The sequence below is a fragment of the Bacillus sp. AFS015802 genome, from assembly GCF_002561455.1.
In the GTDB taxonomy this organism is placed as follows: domain Bacteria; phylum Bacillota; class Bacilli; order Bacillales; family Bacillaceae_B; genus Rossellomorea.
In genome coordinates this window covers 198155-213338 of sequence record NZ_NTUP01000004.1, presented here as the reverse complement: position 1 = coordinate 213338, position 15184 = coordinate 198155, and the positions used below count along the sequence as shown (strand labels likewise).

The window sequence follows — 15184 nt, the reverse complement described above, 5'->3', positions numbered from 1 at the left end:
AACTACTCAAATATCATGATCCATCCATCCTGCCAATAAATGTCCAATCAGCGCCTCCCCCTATCTACATCCTAAGTGTCTCTAATGGCGGTGGTGTTGATGTTGTTGTTCTCTAAAATCTATTCTTTCTCTAAGTTCTTAAGTCTGTTTGCAGGTTATTTCCGCACCCAATTCACATGCTTTTCGCCGCACGAAGACCTTCCGGAATCAGCTTTTAACAAGCTGGTCAATCCCAGAATCATAACATCCCTTTTGACAGACATCCTTATCCAATAGAAATAATCCATACAAGCTAAATCATTCATCGACTTAAGCGTATAGACACTCCCATACTCACACTTCTCCGACTTCAACCTCTTACAAAAAGGCCTCATTCTCAGTTTAAAAAACAGGTCATCTCGAATCTTCTCAATCGACCGAATATACTTCCTTTCACCGAGCACCACACACCTTAACTGAACTCCGCCCTCATACATAGCATTCAACAGAATCCACAGATACAGGTGATAAAATGTATTCAAATCGGACATCCATTGATTTAAATTTCTCCATCTACTCATTCGATTCACTCCGGATTCAATCTGTATTCAACTTTTATATAGGGAGATGGGCTGGGAAAGGATACCCTTAGGTGAATATTCTTAATTAAATATGTTGTTATTAAATTTGAGAAAGGAAAATACCTTTGGAGGAGAAAATGAAGAGCAGGTTTGTTATCATTCAACTGAAAATCAGGGTCAAACTCCCACTTCATTTGGAGCAAACACAAACAAGAAAAGCTAAATTAATTTCTCCTCTACTTTTACCAACAAAGAAAAAAACCTCATTCGTACAAATGCACGAATGAGGCTAACCACTACAATTTATTCTGAAGAATCTTCTATATTCTCCTCCGTCACCAACTTCAACGGAACCGGAATCTTCTCCTTCACTTTCTTACCCTGTAACACATCAGCCCCAGCCTGAACGGCCAACGAACCAATCTTCTCAGGCTGCTGAGCCACAGTCGCAGACAGGTTACCATTCTGAATGCTAGTCATCGCGTCTTCATTTCCATCAAATCCAACGACTAATACGTCACGACCTGAGCTCTTGATCGCCTGCAGTGCTCCCAATGCCATTTCATCATTATGAGCGAAAACGGCTTTGATATCTGGGTTCCCCTGAATCAGGTTCTCCATTGTATTCAATCCTTCGGTACGGTCGAAATTTGCCGTCTGCTTGGCCACGACATCTAGCTTTTCATCCGCGATGTTGTGGAATCCGGCTCCCCGCTCACGAGTGGCGGATGCTCCAGGGACACCTTCCAGTTCTGCCACCTTGGCTCCTTCACCGAGCTGTTTGACGAGGTATTCTCCTGCCATTTCGCCGCCTTTTTCGTTATCCGAGCTTACGAGTGTGGCGACGTCTCCTTTTTCCGCTGAGCGGTCAAGGGTGACGACGGGGATACCCAGGCTGTTGGCGGATTGGACGGCAGTGGAGATGGCCGCTGAGTCCGTTGGGTTGATGAGTAAGACGTTGACGCCCTTCTGGATGAGGTCTTCTACGTCATTGATCTGTTTGGCAGCGTCATTCTGTGCATCGACGACGACGACTTCCATGCCTTGTTTTTTCGCTTCGTCTTCTACTCCGTTTTTCATGGAGACGAAGAATGGGTTGTTTAGTGTTGAAACGGATAGTCCGATTTTGATATCTTCAGGGTTCGAGCTTGTATTTGGCTTCGCCCATTCCGGCGGCTGCAGGGAGCAGGCGCCTAGGAATAGGAGTGATAAACTGATTAGTAGTAACCATGCTTTTTTCATAGTATCCCTCCTACGCTGCTTTCTTTCGGTCGATGAGAACGGCGATGATGATGACGACACCCTTTACGACCATTTGGAAGAAGGATGAGACGCCGAGCAGGTTCAGACCGTTGTTTAACGTTCCGATGATGAGTGCACCGATCAGTGTTCCGACGATCAGTCCGCGTCCGCCTGATAGGCTAGTCCCGCCTAGGACGACGGCGGCAATGGCATCGAGTTCATAGGATGTACCCGCTGTCGGCTGGGCTGAATTCAGGCGTGACGTCAGGATCGCTCCTGCGAGTGCTGCCAGTAAGCCAGCCAGGGAGTAGATCATCACTTTGATGCGTGGTACTTTGATCCCTGAGATCAGGGCTGCTTTTTCATTCCCACCGATGGCATACGTTTTTCGGCCGAACGGGGTTTTGTGCAGGATCACCCACAGGATCGCGAACGTCAGGATCATGGTGACGGCTGGTACCGGGATTCCAAGGAAGTATCCTCTTCCGAACAGTTGGAAAGCATAGCTGTCGCCAAGTCCCGTGATGGGGTTTCCGTCTGTGTACACAAGCGTCAAACCGCGGAACATCGTCATCGTTGCAAGTGTCGCGATGAATGGTGCCATTTTTCCTTTTGTGATTAATAGTCCGTTGACCATTCCCATTACGGCTCCGAGAATACAGCCGATCAGAATTGCAAGGATCGGGTCGATTCCCGACACCATCATCCCGGCCATAAGGGCACTGGATAAGGCGAGGATCGAGCCGACGGATAAATCAATTCCGCCGGTCAAAATGACGAAGGTCATCCCGTAGGCAATCAGGGCGTTGATCGCGACCTGACGTAGTAGATTCAATAAGTTCAAAGGTTCTAGAAAACTAGGGTTGATGATGGATACGGTCGCAATCAGCACAAACAGTCCGAGAAGTGGACCAAGCTTTTGCATCAGATTGCCGACGTGATTCGTTTTAAGTGCGTTATTCATGTGCGTGACCTCCTGTCGCCAATGTCATGATTTTTTCCTGTGTGGCGTCTTCCTTTGAAATCTCTCCTGCGATGGTCCCTTCATGGACGACAAGGATGCGGTCGCTCATTCCGAGAACTTCCGGCAGCTCGGATGAGACCATCACGATCGCGACACCCCTGTCGGTGAGCTCGTTCATCAGTTGATAGATTTCCCGTTTTGCTCCGACATCGACACCCCTTGTTGGTTCGTCGAGGATGAGCACTTTCGGACCGATGCCGATCCATTTAGCGATGACCACTTTCTGCTGGTTCCCGCCGGATAGGTTCTTTGCATGAGTCCGGGCTGATTCGGTCTTGATCGTCAGCCGTTTGATGAGCATTTCGACAAAGTCCTGTTCGCTTTTATCATTGATCAAGCCTTTCTTTGTGAAGCTGTAGAGGCTTGGAAGGGCGATATTATCCTTCAGGGAAAAGTCGAGGACGAGTCCTTCATCCTTCCGATCCTCCGTGATGAATCCAAGACCGAGCTTCACTGCCTGATCAGGTGTTTTAATGGTGACCGGTTTCCCGTTCACGAGGATTTCGCCTTCATAACGTCCGTCAAGTCCGAAGATGGTGCGCATGATTTCCGTTCTACCTGCTCCCATCAATCCTGATACGCCGACGATTTCACCTGAACGTACTTCGAAGCTGACCTTTTCAAACAGTCCCTTTTTCGTCAGGTTCCTCACTTCAAGCATTGTTTCACCTGGTTTTGGTTGGCGTTTTGGAAAGCGGTCTGTTAATTCACGTCCGACCATTTTCTTCACGACTTCATCGAAGTTGGTTTCTGGGATTGGCGTCGTATCCACCGTGCGTCCGTCCCGCATGACCGTGATCGTGTCACAAATCGTGAAGATCTCTTCCATCCGGTGGGAGATGTACACGATCGACACGCCGGCTTTCTTTAGGGAACGAATGACGGTGAAGAGCGTTTCGATTTCCCGGTCCGTCAAGGCCGCCGTCGGCTCGTCCATGATGATGACTTTTGCATCCGTCATAAGTGCTTTGGCGATTTCGATCATCTGCTGCTGCCCGACCGAGCACTGTCCTGCTTCTTTTGTAAGAGGGATAGAAATGTTCAGCTTTTTAAACTGCTCATTCGCAACCGCTTTCATTTTTCTGGTGTTGATGAGACCGAATTGTGTAACCGGTTCCTTATTGATGAAAAGATTCTCAAGGACGGTCATCTCCGGCCAGACGTTCAGCTCCTGATGGATGAAGGCAACGCCGAATTCCTCGGCCTGCTTCGGATTATCGAACGTCATGTCCTTCCCGCCGATGGTGATCGTTCCCTGATCCTTCTTGTGAAGGCCCGTCAAAATGTTCATCAGGGTCGACTTTCCGGCGCCGTTTTCCCCCATCAGGGCATGGACTTCACCGTCCCCGATCTCGATGTCGACGCCTTCAAGGACCTTGTTCGTCCCAAATGCTTTATGGATATTCTTCATGCTGATCTGCATGCTACTACCCCCTTTGTTTTAAAAAATGACTCCCGCGTGAAGGATGCAATTCGCGTACGGTGTGACTTCTCCCGTGCGGATGACGGCCTTTGCTTTATGGGTTTCTTTCTTGAAGTCTTCATGGGATACATACTGGATCCCATCGAACCATGAGGTCATTTGTTCTTTAACCCCTTTATTTGTTTCGACTTCTTCAGCTAACGTGACGGTTTCAACAACCATTTCTTCCTTTAACAGTTCGACCACGTCAAGGAAGGATGGCTCTCCCGGTTTCATTGCCAGGTCGATTTTCACGACGTCTGACGGAATCGGGAGACCGGCATCGGCCACGACGATTGTATCCGTGTGGCCGAGATCGGCTAGTATTTTTGCGATGTGACTGTTCAAGATGCCATGTCGTTTCATTCTGCCAGCTTCCTTTCCACTTCGTCTCTTGTCGGCATGCCGCCCTGTGCCCCGAATCCGGTAACGGAAAGCGATGCGGCCCGGTTTGCGAATCGGAGGCTTTCTTCCATTGTTTGTCCTTCAGCAACGGCTGTTCCGAATGCGGCATTAAACGTATCGCCGGCCCCTGTCGTATCCACCACTTCGACTTTGAAGGAAGGAACCATGATTTCCTTTGTTCCGTCATGGTAGCGAACTCCGGCTGCTCCTTCGGTGATGATGACTTTGTCAGGATATTGTTTCAGTGCTTCTGACGGGTTCATCCCGTTAAAGAGTACATCTGCTTCGTGTTCATTCGGTGTCAGGTAGCTGGCGCGAACGATGACATTCTGTGAAATCTTCCGTGCCGGTGCCGGGTTCAATAGCAGTGGTACTTCAATCTTGTTGCACAGGTCTGCCACATACTCGACCGTTTCCTCAGGGATTTCCTGCTGAATCATGATGAGATCACATGTTTTGAGGAAATTGGCTGTTTTCTCGACGTATTCTGGTGTCACAAGATCATTGGCCCCTTTTACAACGACGATACTGTTATCCCCTTCAGCAAGGATGATATGAGCGGTTCCGGATTTCTCACCTGTAACCGGTTCCACATACTCGGTATGAACATCATTACTCTTAAAGTTTTCCAAAATCTCTTGGCCGTAAGGATCATCGCCTACGCACCCGATCATGTAAACGTCTGCTCCAAGTCTTGCTGCTGCGACTGCCTGGTTGGCCCCTTTTCCTCCAGGTACCGTATCAAAGCTGTCTCCCAGTACCGTTTCCCCTGCGCCAGGGCGTTTCGCTGATGTGACCACCAGGTCCATGGATGAACTGCCGATTACGGCAATCTTCGCTTTTTTCATCTTCCTTCATCCCTTTCTTGTTGTGTTTCGCTGTATGAGTTCAACCGGTAGCTGAACGGTTGTATCAATGTCTTTTTCTTTTTTTATTAGTTTAATCAGAAGTGCCGCGGCCTGTCTGCCCATTTCGTAAGCCGGCTGCCTGATCGTCGAGAGCGACGGATAGGAAAGGCTGCTCTGAGGGATGTCATCGTAGCCGATGATCTGTACGTCTTCAGGGATCTTCTTCCCGAGCCTCAAGGCTTCATGGAGAATCGCGATTCCGACGATATCATTGCTCGCGATGACGCCGTCCGTATCAGGATAGGTAGCGAACAGTTCCTCTGCCCAGCCCTTTGCGTCTTCAAAGGAGAATGAGGTCGTGGACATCACCGTGAAATCGACGTCTGTCCCGCTTAAGTACTCGACGGCTCCCCGGAATCGGTCCTGAGCCGGCTTGACGTGTGCCGGCCCCTTCATGACGGTGATCCGCTTCGCCCCTTTTTCAACTAAGGTCTTTGCCGCCAGGCGTCCCCCTTTACGGCCGTCCGCATAAACAGCCGGATAGTTGTCCGTGGTCCGGTCAAGGAGGACGAGTGGGAGATTCAATTCACTATACAGCTGATCATGCTCCACATGATTGGTCGCAGAAATCATGCCGACGACATTGTTCTGAACGAAGGTCTGGATATAATCCAGTTCCTTCTGGATGTTCTCGTCGCTGTTTCCAAGGAGGAGCCTGAACCCAGCCTCGCTCACTTCATCCTCGACCCCTCTCGCCAGCTGCGGGAAGTACGGGTTCGTGATATCCGGAAGCAGCAGTCCGATCAGCCTAGACTCCCGTTTATAGAGAGAGCGCGCCACCTCGTTTGGGCTGTAATTCAGCTTCTCGATCGCCCCCATCACTTTCTTCCTCGTCTCGACTCCTACATAGCCGTTATCATTCAGCACCCGGGAGACCGTCGCCACCGACACCCCCGCTTCACTCGCCACATCCTTGATTGTTGCCACACACGTCACTTCCTGTTCGTTTGGTTGGTTATTGTGTAACCGGTTACACATAAGATAACACATTTTTGTAACCGGTTGCAATAGTTTCGTTTGTTTTGATCTCTTTTTAAATGGATGGCACGGACGTGTTCGAGGGGGGATTTTATCCAGATGTGAATAGATATCAACGAATATTACAGAATTTACTAATATTTCCCCCTTTGTTCCTTTATACTTACGTTAAGGGGTGAGGCAATGAAAAAAGGCTGGATTTCAATTGTCGGCGGAATTATTTTAGGCTTGATTCTCTCTTTCTTTACGCTCGAATATGATGGATGGAAATACATTACGGTCAGTGGTAACGGAGAAGTAGAACAAGTCATTCATGAGCTTGATTTTAACCTTATCACAAACACTTTTCTTCTGATGACCGCCTGTGGAATTCTCATGTATTCGATATTATCCATGATTGAAAAGAAGAGGTCTAAAGATTAAGGAGACCCAACGGTTCTCTTTATATCTAACAGATCACCCATATTTTTGATAAAAGGTCTATCCCAAGGGAAAGCAACGAGTTAACATATAGATACTTCCCCTTTTGTTATTTCACCAGTTTGGTCATGAACATAGTCTGTTCCATTCTTACAGTTTTCTTTATTTTCCCATTGGACCACATACTCTTCCCCCTTGTGACTGACGGATATGATTTTAACTTTTCCAATGTGTTTGGTGTGTTCTTCTAACAAAATTGATTGTGCTTCATCTTCAGAAATTTTCGGTGTGGAGAGGTTGTTACAACCAGTTATAATCAAAATGAATAAAAGAGAACACACTATTACGATTCGCTTCATAAGCGTTCACACGCATGTTCATTTAGACGTTATCATGATTGATCAAGTTACAATTTTAGCAAAGCTGGATAGGACTATTTGAAATGATCATTTAATTCATTACTTGGGAGCTAGAAAATGAAAAATAAAAAACAAAACAGTAAAGAATTTTTTAAAGATACCCTTCTAGAGTTTATATCTGAAGTGGTTTTCAACATCTTATTGTTTATACCAAAAATGATTTTTCGCTTGATACGGAACATTTGGTGAAATAGGGAAGTAGCTAATGCCGGCAGTACCCTCTTCAATGATCATGCAGGTTAACGGTGTAAGAAACTAAATGTAAGGGGAGAGAAATATTGGCGAAGGATACAGTAGAACTGATTAAGGTTGGAAGTTTAGTAGTTATTGCCATTAGTATGGCTGTTATCGCTTGGCGAATGGGCGATGTAGTGAACTACCTATATGATATTGCTGTTAGGTAAAGCTCCTTTCTTTAAGGGACTTTGTTAAAACACGAGCCTCCCTTTGTTCAAGTAAAGGGCAGGTTAATTGAATTTGGCTAAAATTTATCTTTGGTAAATCAAACATAAAAGTGGGTTAGAAATGAGGTGAAGATGTGAAGATAGCTGTAAATTATTCAATTGAGGCGGAGCAATTAGTAAAAGACACTGTAATTGATGTTGAAATGTTTAAATGTCCAGATTTTAGTAAGGAACTTATCCAGCAAGCCGAGAGGACAAAGCCTTGTTATATTCATTTTGGTTTAAATGCTGGTAGCGGACAGTTGAATGGGGTCGATTGGACACTTATTAAGGAATTAAAAAATTGGACTCAAACCCCATATGTAAATGTCCACGCTGTGGCTTTTTCTAAACAGTACCCAGATTATGATGTACTAACTGATAAGCCAAAGCACATTAATTTAATGGTGGACGCAGTTTTACGTGATATTGAAATCGTAGGTAAAGAAGTAGGTATTGAAAACGTGATAGTGGAAAACGTAATCTGCCGAGGGCGGGGTGAAAATATGATGAGTTCAGTAATTAATCCCGAAGTTCTCTCGGAAATTGTTAATAAGGCTGGGTGTGGTTTTTTACTTGATACAGCTCATGCACAAATGACTTCTAAATGCCTTGGATTAAATGTAAAAGAATACATATCAAAACTCCCAGTTTATAATTTAAAAGAACTTCATATTACTGGCATCCAAGAAGATGAACATGGACGACTGCGGGACAGTATGCCAATGACAAAAGATGATTGGGAATTGGCATCTTGGTCCTTGGAAAAAATAAAAACCGGAGAATGGCAAAAACCGTGGGTAGTAGCTCTAGAGTATGGAGGAGTTGGACCAGCGTTTGAGTGGCGTACAGATAAAGAGGTGTTATCTAAACAAGTACCTGAGTTTTATGAAATGGTAAAGCTCAATCAAAAAAATTAGATTGAAAGAGAAATCTATAAATATTGTTCATTAGATAGGACAAGTTGGAGAGAAATCCTGATATTGAGTTATTCGGCTTTAGCTGAAGATTGATCGGATATCTGATCTTCAGCGTTTTTTCTTTATTCGGTTAAAGGGCAGGATAGTGAAAAAGCAATAAAAGAAAAATTTATAAAATGACTTTTAACCAGGGGGAGATAAAATGAGAGCAGATATGGTTTTGGAGAAGGTTATAAAGAAGATCAATATTCAGAGTGAGTACAAGCCTTTTGTAGAGGAGTATACAGCTGGCTTGCTTTCAGAGTTCAATGGGAAGATTCACAGTATTTATATGTGTGGCTCCATTCCTAAAGGGACTGCTAAGCCATTTGAGTCTGATGCAGATTTTACAATAGTATGTGAAAGACCAGAAGATATAGATTATGATAGAGTATCGTGTCTGAAGGACCAGATGTTACAAAAATATCGATTCGTAACGAAGGTTGATACGGTTATTTGTTCACTGGATGATGTAAGAAGTAAGCCCAATGAATGGGGATTTTGGATCAAGATCATCTGTGTTTGTATACATGGTACTGATATTGGTGAAGAAGTACCGCCTATTCTTATTTCACCTGAGTTCATATTAGACTTGAATTCAGACACTCAAGAGGCAGTGGAGCGCGTTCGCGGTTTTCTCTCTAATGTCACTGATGACACGCTAAAATCCAGATATACCAAAGGTTACTCAAAGAAATTAATTCGTGCATTATACTCTTTGGTTTTAGAAGATACAGGGGTTTGGCAAGATGACATTTCTAAGATGAAGAATGGCATCTTAGATTATTGCACTATAGATGTAGCTTTAGTTGACTATCTGTATGCGTGTTACATGGATAGTCATGTAGATGTGGAAGAATTTCTGGGGATTGCAGAAGAAGTATATCGTTTTATTGAGAAGGCTTTAACTGCATTGGCTGCTTCCAGAACTACTCCTTCAGAAATATAATTTTTCCCGTGCATACACGCTTATATATCGCAAACAATTTATATTCCAAAACAAAGAGACTCGTCAATCGACGAATCTCTTTACTTTTTATGGCTTCTAGTTTGAGTGTCACTATTTGTTGTCCGAGCACCTCAAAACAGTCCCCTTTAGGTCTCTATAGATAATCCAATAACAACCCCGGATAATCAGTCATGACAACCTCTACACCCGCTTTTTTCACCAACTGAAATTCTTCCATTGTATTGATGGTAAAAACACGTAACGGAATTCCCATCTCCATGACGATTCTCCCCGTTGGCGATTGGGCAAATGATGCATCACAATGGATGGCGTTAACCTGTAAGGGCTTGATCCGATCCAGAATATTTGCTGGAATCCCTTCAAAAAGAAAACCTGTCTCAATATCAGAATCAAGCTCTCTGACTTTCTTCAGACTCTCGGCATTGAAAGAAGAAATAATCGTCTGTTCTTTCATTCCTTTTTCTTTGAGCAGCTCCAGGACCTTTTCTTCCAACTGTGGGTAGTCGATTTGATCGTTCTTCAGCTCGATATTGATGATTATCGAGTCACGATGCGTGGTCACCACATCCAGGACCTCCTCTAGTGAAGGAATGGACTCTCCTTTGAAGGAGGGGTGAAACCAATTTCCGGCGTCATAGGTTCTGAGCTGTTCCCATGTCAAATCCTTCACAAAGCCGGTTCCATTTGTAGTGCGATCGATGGTTTCATCATGGATGACGACCATCTGGCCGTCTTTTGACAGCTGTACGTCCAGTTCAATCCCGTGGGCACCTGACTCGGCTGCTGCTTTAAAGGCAGACAGTGTGTTTTCCGGAGCCTCTCCACTCACTCCGCGATGAGCAAATAGTTTCATTTTCATTACCTCTTTTCTTCGCGAACTTTGACCAGAAATATCCCTTTAAGAAGTTTCTAAAAGAGTGCCTTGTGTAATTAATATACGTATTCTTCACAAAGAAATAAGCGGAGGTTTTCCAATTACGCACAGAAACATCATCCCTTATTTCATTTCTTGAGTTAATAGGCGGAATATTTCCGTCTGTTGATCAGTGACGAATATGACGTTGCTTCCGATTATTGGTGGTTGGGTGACTTCATTATTAAATTCCCAATCTTACGCAAATGAAACTTCCCAATAGGACTATCGTCAGGAAAGTCCAAAATAAAAAGCCCCACTTCTCTAAAAATCGCAATAGAGAAATGGAGCTTTTCAGCACCTTCACTTACCTATTGAATTCATTAACTGAAAGAAGTATTGGGGTTCATGAGTCTTATTCAGGTGATACCATGAATCTAATGTATCCGGCGCAAACACATCTATTTTTTTCAGTACCTCCATCGCAAATTCCAGAGGAGCTATTCCTGATGCCGTAATTAAATTGCCATCAGCTACCGCTGGTCCCGACTCATAGAACGCTTCTCCTTTATAGTGAGGACATACCATTTTCGTATATTCCAAGTTATTACTTGTATGCTTTCTGGTATCTAAGTATCCCATATTTGCGAGACCCTCAACTGCACCACAAATGGCAGCCACAATCGTGGTATGCTCTAAAGCTTGGCCAACCCTTTCCAAGATTGGTTGATGAATGTCTTCGCTCCAAGTCGTCCCTCCTGGTAAGATTAAAAGATCTTCCCACTCAAGAGTACATTCATCAAGGGACATATCCGGTTTTATACTCAGTCCCCCCATCGAGGTAATCACATCTGTAGTAGCTCCTACTGTCATGACTTTTACAGGTGCTGCATCTTTTTTAAAATACCTTCCTGAGTTCAGCTCAGCCATTACATATCCATATTCCCAGTCCGACATTGTATTAAATACATATAGAAATGCTTTTTGTATTTGCATTCAATCACACTCCAATCACCATTGATACAGCCATTATAATAAAACTTCCCTGACAGCTAGCGTCAGGGAAGTTCTCATACTTGATGAAAAGTTAACTAAAATTTCTATATCCCAGCCCCATTACATAATTACTCAGATAGAAAATCTTTGATAGCTTTCTTATTTTCACTAACATCTAAGTCAAGTACTAATCCGACCCCATCATAATATTCGTCGGTATATGTATGATCTAATGGTATTCTCATTGATTGTATATTTTTGTTATTTTCTCCCAATACTGAAGTAGCGATGGATAATACTTGAGGTGTCTTAATATTCGTTTTAATAAAAGGCTTAATTATCAATCCAATAGCTCAAATTGGGACAATGAACCTGTCCCTACGCCCCACTCTCAAATAAACTTATACTGACTATGCTGTCCAATCGCCTAAACTAATTGCGAATTTTCGTAAGCTGTTTGATATTTTTGAATATCTCCGGCCCCCATAAATAATAATACACTGTTGGGATGGTGGGACAGTTTTGAAATGTTTTGTTCTTTTAATAATATGGAATCTGGTATAATATTTTGTAACTCCTCAATACTGACATTTCCTTTATTCTCTCTAGCAGAACCAAAAATCTCGCACAGATATACGGAATCTGCTGAGCAAAGACTGTCTGCAAAAGAATCAAGAAAACGTTGTGTTCTGGAAAATGTATGCGGCTGAAAGATAGCAACGATCTTTCTATCAGGATATTTCTGTCGTACCGCACTTATAGTTGCCGCAATTTCAGTAGGATGATGTGCATAATCATCAATGATTACCTGATCTTTAAATATCTTTTCTGAAAAACGTCTTTTCACTCCGTTAAAGGATTTGAGTCCTTCCCTGATATCTCTCATGTTTTTCTTTTCCAGATAGCCAACACAAATAACCGCCAATGCGTTTAGTACATTATGGTTTCCATAACTTGCGATTTCAAATGTACCGAGAGATTTGTTTTCCATCTTTACTTCAAAAACCGTCCCAGAATCAGTTAAATGTACCTTTACGGCTTGAAAATCATTATCTTCATGAAATCCAAAATAACTGATTGGCACCTTAGTTTTTAGTTCTCTCAACAAGGGAGTATCTCCGTAGGCTATGATTCTTTTTCTAACTTGAAAAACAAATGATTGAAACGCCTCAAAGACCTCCTCAAGGTCTTTGAAATAATCCGGGTGGTCAAAATCAATATTTGTTATGACAGCATAGGAAGGTTTGTAGGCAAGGAAGTGTCTTTTATATTCACAGGCCTCGAAAATTAAATCGTTACTATCCTTTTCTCCTCTACCAGTACCGTCACCTATCAAGTAAGATGTTGGCTGGCATTGGTTAAATACATGGGCCATCAAACCTGTGGTTGAAGTTTTCCCATGGGAGCCGGTTACCGCTATACTATTTAACTCCTCACTGTATTCACCTAACAAATCATGATACCGAATGATTTTTAAGTTTAATTGTTTGGCTTTCTTGACCTCCATATGGTCATCATCGAACGCATTCCCTACAACAACAATGTGATGTTCTTTTACATTATCTGAATTAAAATTTAGTATTTGAATATTTCTTCTTTCAAGTCCCTCTTGTGTAAAGATATGTTTTTCAATATCAGAGCCTTGAACATCAAAACCCATATCGCTTAAAATTTGCGCTAAGGGACTCATCCCTGCGCCTTTTATCCCAATGAAATGAAAAGCATTCATTATTATGACCTCCCAGTTGTCTCCAGGGTCTAATGCAAGTTAAACGAATATTAATAGTTTAATGGATTTAAGAACAAGTCAGCCTTACTTCCTTCAAATCTTTTGTTTATAGTCGATTCTGAATTCTTAGGTTTTTCACTGTTATAAGATGGAGGAATATAATGGTTTGATATGATCCAATCATCTAGTACTTTGTGATAATTATTTATCTCCGATTCGGTAAAGAAAATTGCAGACTCTCTTATTCCTTCTCCAGGGGAAGAACAATGAAGCACACCTCTTGAAGGATGAGATGAAAAATAAAATCTGATGGTACCAGCTACATCATGCCTTCCCTGCAGGTCTTTTAGTAATTCGGCAGAATCGATACCCAGTGGAGATTCAATGGCAACAGCTACTGCAGGACCATTTGAGCATAAGTTTATTAGATCATCATAATGAGATGAATGTTTATGTTCTTCATACAATTGTCGTATTTGATATTTTGTAGCCGTAATCATCTTAAGGCCAATTATCTTTAGGCCCTTTTCTTCAATAAAACATACAATCTTTCCAACTAAATTTCTTTGAATGGCTTCAGGTTTCAAGAGAATAAAACCTCTCAATTTCATACCCTTCTTTCTATTATTATATTTGTTTCGCTGGAACCTTGTCATATTTTTCTACTTGGGATAAAATTTTATTAACTGCGTTCTCTTCGTTAATATTGCCAAGAAGAATTCTCTCGTTATTCTCATCTTCCGTTAACCAGTCATTATGTTCATTTTGCCTCGGGATCCACACAACCCCTTCACCATCGATTAATAAATATTTATTTTTTCTGTGCAGCCTGGATTTCAACTGAATATCCATCTGAGAATCATTAATCGAATGGAGTATTTCTTCAAGACTGTTGAACTGCTCATCAGATAATTCGTACTTTAGCCTGTTCTTGTAGCCACCTGGTCCAATGGGCATGTATTGAAATAATTGCCATTTTCTTATGCTCTTATAGTTTCTGAGTTGATGATAAATATTGACGATATCATCAATGTTGTTCTTATGAACCACTGTATTAATTCCTATGTTGGCATTATTTAAACTGAGTTCATCTAAAATACCCAATACCTCATGAACCTTCAATTTACGCCTGAACATATTCATTATTTCATCTGTTGAACCATCAAATGGTATTCCAATAACATCAATTGATTGAACAATATCTTTGGAAGAAATTTTATTGATAAGGGTATTCTTTCCGATGGTAACATCTCTGATTAAAGATAGACCAACCGTATCCAGGTTTATGGTATAGTCTAACGATTTTAATGTTCTGAGTATGTATGGCATGTCTTCACGCGCCAATGGTTCTCCACCAGACATTGTCACTTTAGAGATATTTACTTTTTCCTTTAGCTCTGACAGAAAATTTATCAAATCACTTGTTATATAGTCTTTACCACTAAAAAAATTGTAGCACCCAGGACACCTTACAAAGCACTTATTTCCACCGCTTAATTGAATCCTTCTATTTAATTCCAGCATAGATTTTCCCTCTTCCTCTTTTGAATTTTTAAAGTGCGCCTATGTCCTCTCAATCATCTTTCAGGCGGCTTTGATTCATTCCATGACTTAAACACTCTGGCTTAGGAAGATAGCCCGGGTTTTATTCCAGATAAGAACGTTTTCTTAGCTAATAGATACAAACACACCTGTTGATTAACTGATTGTAATGACGTTATAGCCGACACACTATTATGAGGAGCAATACGGAGGTGTTAACAGGTAACTGCACGCCTAGAGAATCTAGTCCAGGCTGAATCCCACCGGCAAAGAA

General features: G+C 42.6%; 16 protein-coding genes. 4 read left to right on the top strand and 12 right to left on the bottom strand.

What is annotated here, in order from left to right; all coding sequences use genetic code 11:
* Window positions 1–863: 863 nt before the first annotated feature.
* The 6 genes from rbsB to CN378_RS03425 are packed head-to-tail and all read right to left on the bottom strand — an operon-like array spanning window position 864 to window position 6528.
* Window positions 864–1802, bottom strand: coding sequence for a ribose ABC transporter substrate-binding protein RbsB (rbsB, locus tag CN378_RS03450; RefSeq protein WP_098350537.1), 939 nt, complete (start codon window positions 1800–1802; stop codon window positions 864–866).
* Between the two features lie 10 nt (window positions 1803–1812).
* Window positions 1813–2766, bottom strand: coding sequence for a ribose ABC transporter permease RbsC (rbsC, locus tag CN378_RS03445; RefSeq protein WP_034756545.1), 954 nt, complete (start codon window positions 2764–2766; stop codon window positions 1813–1815).
* On the bottom strand, window positions 2759–4249 hold the full coding sequence (locus CN378_RS03440; RefSeq protein ID WP_098350536.1) for a sugar ABC transporter ATP-binding protein: 1491 nt from the start codon (window positions 4247–4249) through the stop codon (window positions 2759–2761). Before CN378_RS03440 ends, rbsC begins: the two co-directional genes overlap by 8 nt.
* An 18-nt stretch (window positions 4250–4267) precedes the next feature.
* The gene (gene rbsD, locus CN378_RS03435) at window positions 4268–4654 is read right to left on the bottom strand and encodes a D-ribose pyranase (protein WP_098350535.1); all 387 of its coding nucleotides are present in this window, start codon (window positions 4652–4654) and stop codon (window positions 4268–4270) included.
* On the bottom strand, window positions 4651–5541 hold the full coding sequence (rbsK, locus tag CN378_RS03430) for a ribokinase (protein WP_098350534.1): 891 nt from the start codon (window positions 5539–5541) through the stop codon (window positions 4651–4653). The genes rbsD and rbsK overlap by 4 nt, the downstream gene beginning before the upstream one ends.
* 6 nt (window positions 5542–5547) lie before the next feature.
* Window positions 5548–6528, bottom strand: coding sequence for a LacI family DNA-binding transcriptional regulator (locus CN378_RS03425; protein ID WP_098350533.1), 981 nt, complete (start codon window positions 6526–6528; stop codon window positions 5548–5550).
* 234 nt (window positions 6529–6762) lie between these two features.
* On the opposite strand from CN378_RS03425, the gene CN378_RS03420 reads away from it, so the two are divergent.
* Window positions 6763–7002, top strand: a complete 240-nt coding sequence (locus CN378_RS03420) for a hypothetical protein (RefSeq protein ID WP_098350532.1) — start codon at window positions 6763–6765, stop codon at window positions 7000–7002.
* 80 nt (window positions 7003–7082) lie between these two features.
* Here CN378_RS03420 and CN378_RS22280 read toward each other — a convergent pair whose 3' ends face one another.
* Window positions 7083–7358, bottom strand: coding sequence for a YceB family lipoprotein (locus CN378_RS22280; protein ID WP_142323566.1), 276 nt, complete (start codon window positions 7356–7358; stop codon window positions 7083–7085).
* A 338-nt stretch (window positions 7359–7696) separates the two neighbouring features.
* On the opposite strand from CN378_RS22280, the gene CN378_RS22835 reads away from it, so the two are divergent.
* From CN378_RS22835 to CN378_RS03410, 3 genes are all read left to right on the top strand, one after another.
* A complete protein-coding gene (locus CN378_RS22835; RefSeq protein ID WP_257140983.1) occupies window positions 7697–7822 on the top strand; it encodes a hypothetical protein in 126 nt (41 codons plus the stop codon).
* A 134-nt stretch (window positions 7823–7956) separates the two neighbouring features.
* Entirely contained in the window at window positions 7957–8781 is an 825-nt protein-coding gene (locus CN378_RS03415; protein WP_098350531.1) for a multinuclear nonheme iron-dependent oxidase, read from the top strand.
* Between the two features lie 214 nt (window positions 8782–8995).
* On the top strand, window positions 8996–9769 hold the full coding sequence (locus tag CN378_RS03410; RefSeq protein ID WP_098350557.1) for a nucleotidyltransferase domain-containing protein: 774 nt from the start codon (window positions 8996–8998) through the stop codon (window positions 9767–9769).
* Between the two features lie 154 nt (window positions 9770–9923).
* Here the strand turns inward: CN378_RS03410 and CN378_RS03405 are convergent, their stop codons facing one another.
* The 5 genes from CN378_RS03405 to CN378_RS03385 form a co-directional block, all read right to left on the bottom strand.
* The gene (locus tag CN378_RS03405; RefSeq protein WP_257140982.1) at window positions 9924–10643 is read right to left on the bottom strand and encodes a glycerophosphodiester phosphodiesterase; all 720 of its coding nucleotides are present in this window, start codon (window positions 10641–10643) and stop codon (window positions 9924–9926) included.
* A 363-nt stretch (window positions 10644–11006) separates the two neighbouring features.
* Window positions 11007–11639 carry a type 1 glutamine amidotransferase family protein gene (locus CN378_RS03400; RefSeq protein ID WP_098350529.1) on the bottom strand — a complete coding sequence of 211 codons (633 nt, stop codon included), beginning with the start codon at window positions 11637–11639 and terminating at the stop codon, window positions 11007–11009.
* Between the two features lie 427 nt (window positions 11640–12066).
* On the bottom strand, window positions 12067–13368 hold the full coding sequence (murC, locus tag CN378_RS03395; protein ID WP_098350528.1) for a UDP-N-acetylmuramate--L-alanine ligase: 1302 nt from the start codon (window positions 13366–13368) through the stop codon (window positions 12067–12069).
* Between the two features lie 50 nt (window positions 13369–13418).
* A complete protein-coding gene (locus CN378_RS03390) occupies window positions 13419–13973 on the bottom strand; it encodes a nucleoside-diphosphate kinase (protein ID WP_179884797.1) in 555 nt (184 codons plus the stop codon).
* A 22-nt stretch (window positions 13974–13995) separates the two neighbouring features.
* A complete protein-coding gene (locus tag CN378_RS03385) occupies window positions 13996–14892 on the bottom strand; it encodes a radical SAM protein (RefSeq protein ID WP_098350526.1) in 897 nt (298 codons plus the stop codon).
* Window positions 14893–15184 lie beyond the last annotated feature (292 nt).

Excerpts from the sequence above, each read along its gene's own strand:
- rbsB (WP_098350537.1), bottom strand. The coding sequence starts at position 1,802 with ATGAAAAAAGCATGGTTACTACTAATCAGTTTATCACTCCTATTCCTA.
- rbsC (WP_034756545.1), bottom strand. The coding sequence starts at position 2,766 with ATGAATAACGCACTTAAAACGAATCACGTCGGCAATCTGATGCAAAAG.
- CN378_RS03440 (WP_098350536.1), bottom strand. The coding sequence starts at position 4,249 with ATGCAGATCAGCATGAAGAATATCCATAAAGCATTTGGGACGAACAAG.
- rbsD (WP_098350535.1), bottom strand. The coding sequence starts at position 4,654 with ATGAAACGACATGGCATCTTGAACAGTCACATCGCAAAAATACTAGCC.
- rbsK (WP_098350534.1), bottom strand. The coding sequence starts at position 5,541 with ATGAAAAAAGCGAAGATTGCCGTAATCGGCAGTTCATCCATGGACCTG.
- CN378_RS03420 (WP_098350532.1), top strand. The coding sequence starts at position 6,763 with ATGAAAAAAGGCTGGATTTCAATTGTCGGCGGAATTATTTTAGGCTTG.
- CN378_RS22280 (WP_142323566.1), bottom strand. The coding sequence starts at position 7,358 with ATGAAGCGAATCGTAATAGTGTGTTCTCTTTTATTCATTTTGATTATA.
- CN378_RS03410 (WP_098350557.1), top strand. The coding sequence starts at position 8,996 with ATGGTTTTGGAGAAGGTTATAAAGAAGATCAATATTCAGAGTGAGTAC.
- CN378_RS03405 (WP_257140982.1), bottom strand. The coding sequence starts at position 10,643 with ATGAAACTATTTGCTCATCGCGGAGTGAGTGGAGAGGCTCCGGAAAAC.
- CN378_RS03400 (WP_098350529.1), bottom strand. The coding sequence starts at position 11,639 with ATGCAAATACAAAAAGCATTTCTATATGTATTTAATACAATGTCGGAC.
- murC (WP_098350528.1), bottom strand. The coding sequence starts at position 13,368 with ATGAATGCTTTTCATTTCATTGGGATAAAAGGCGCAGGGATGAGTCCC.
- CN378_RS03385 (WP_098350526.1), bottom strand. The coding sequence starts at position 14,892 with ATGCTGGAATTAAATAGAAGGATTCAATTAAGCGGTGGAAATAAGTGC.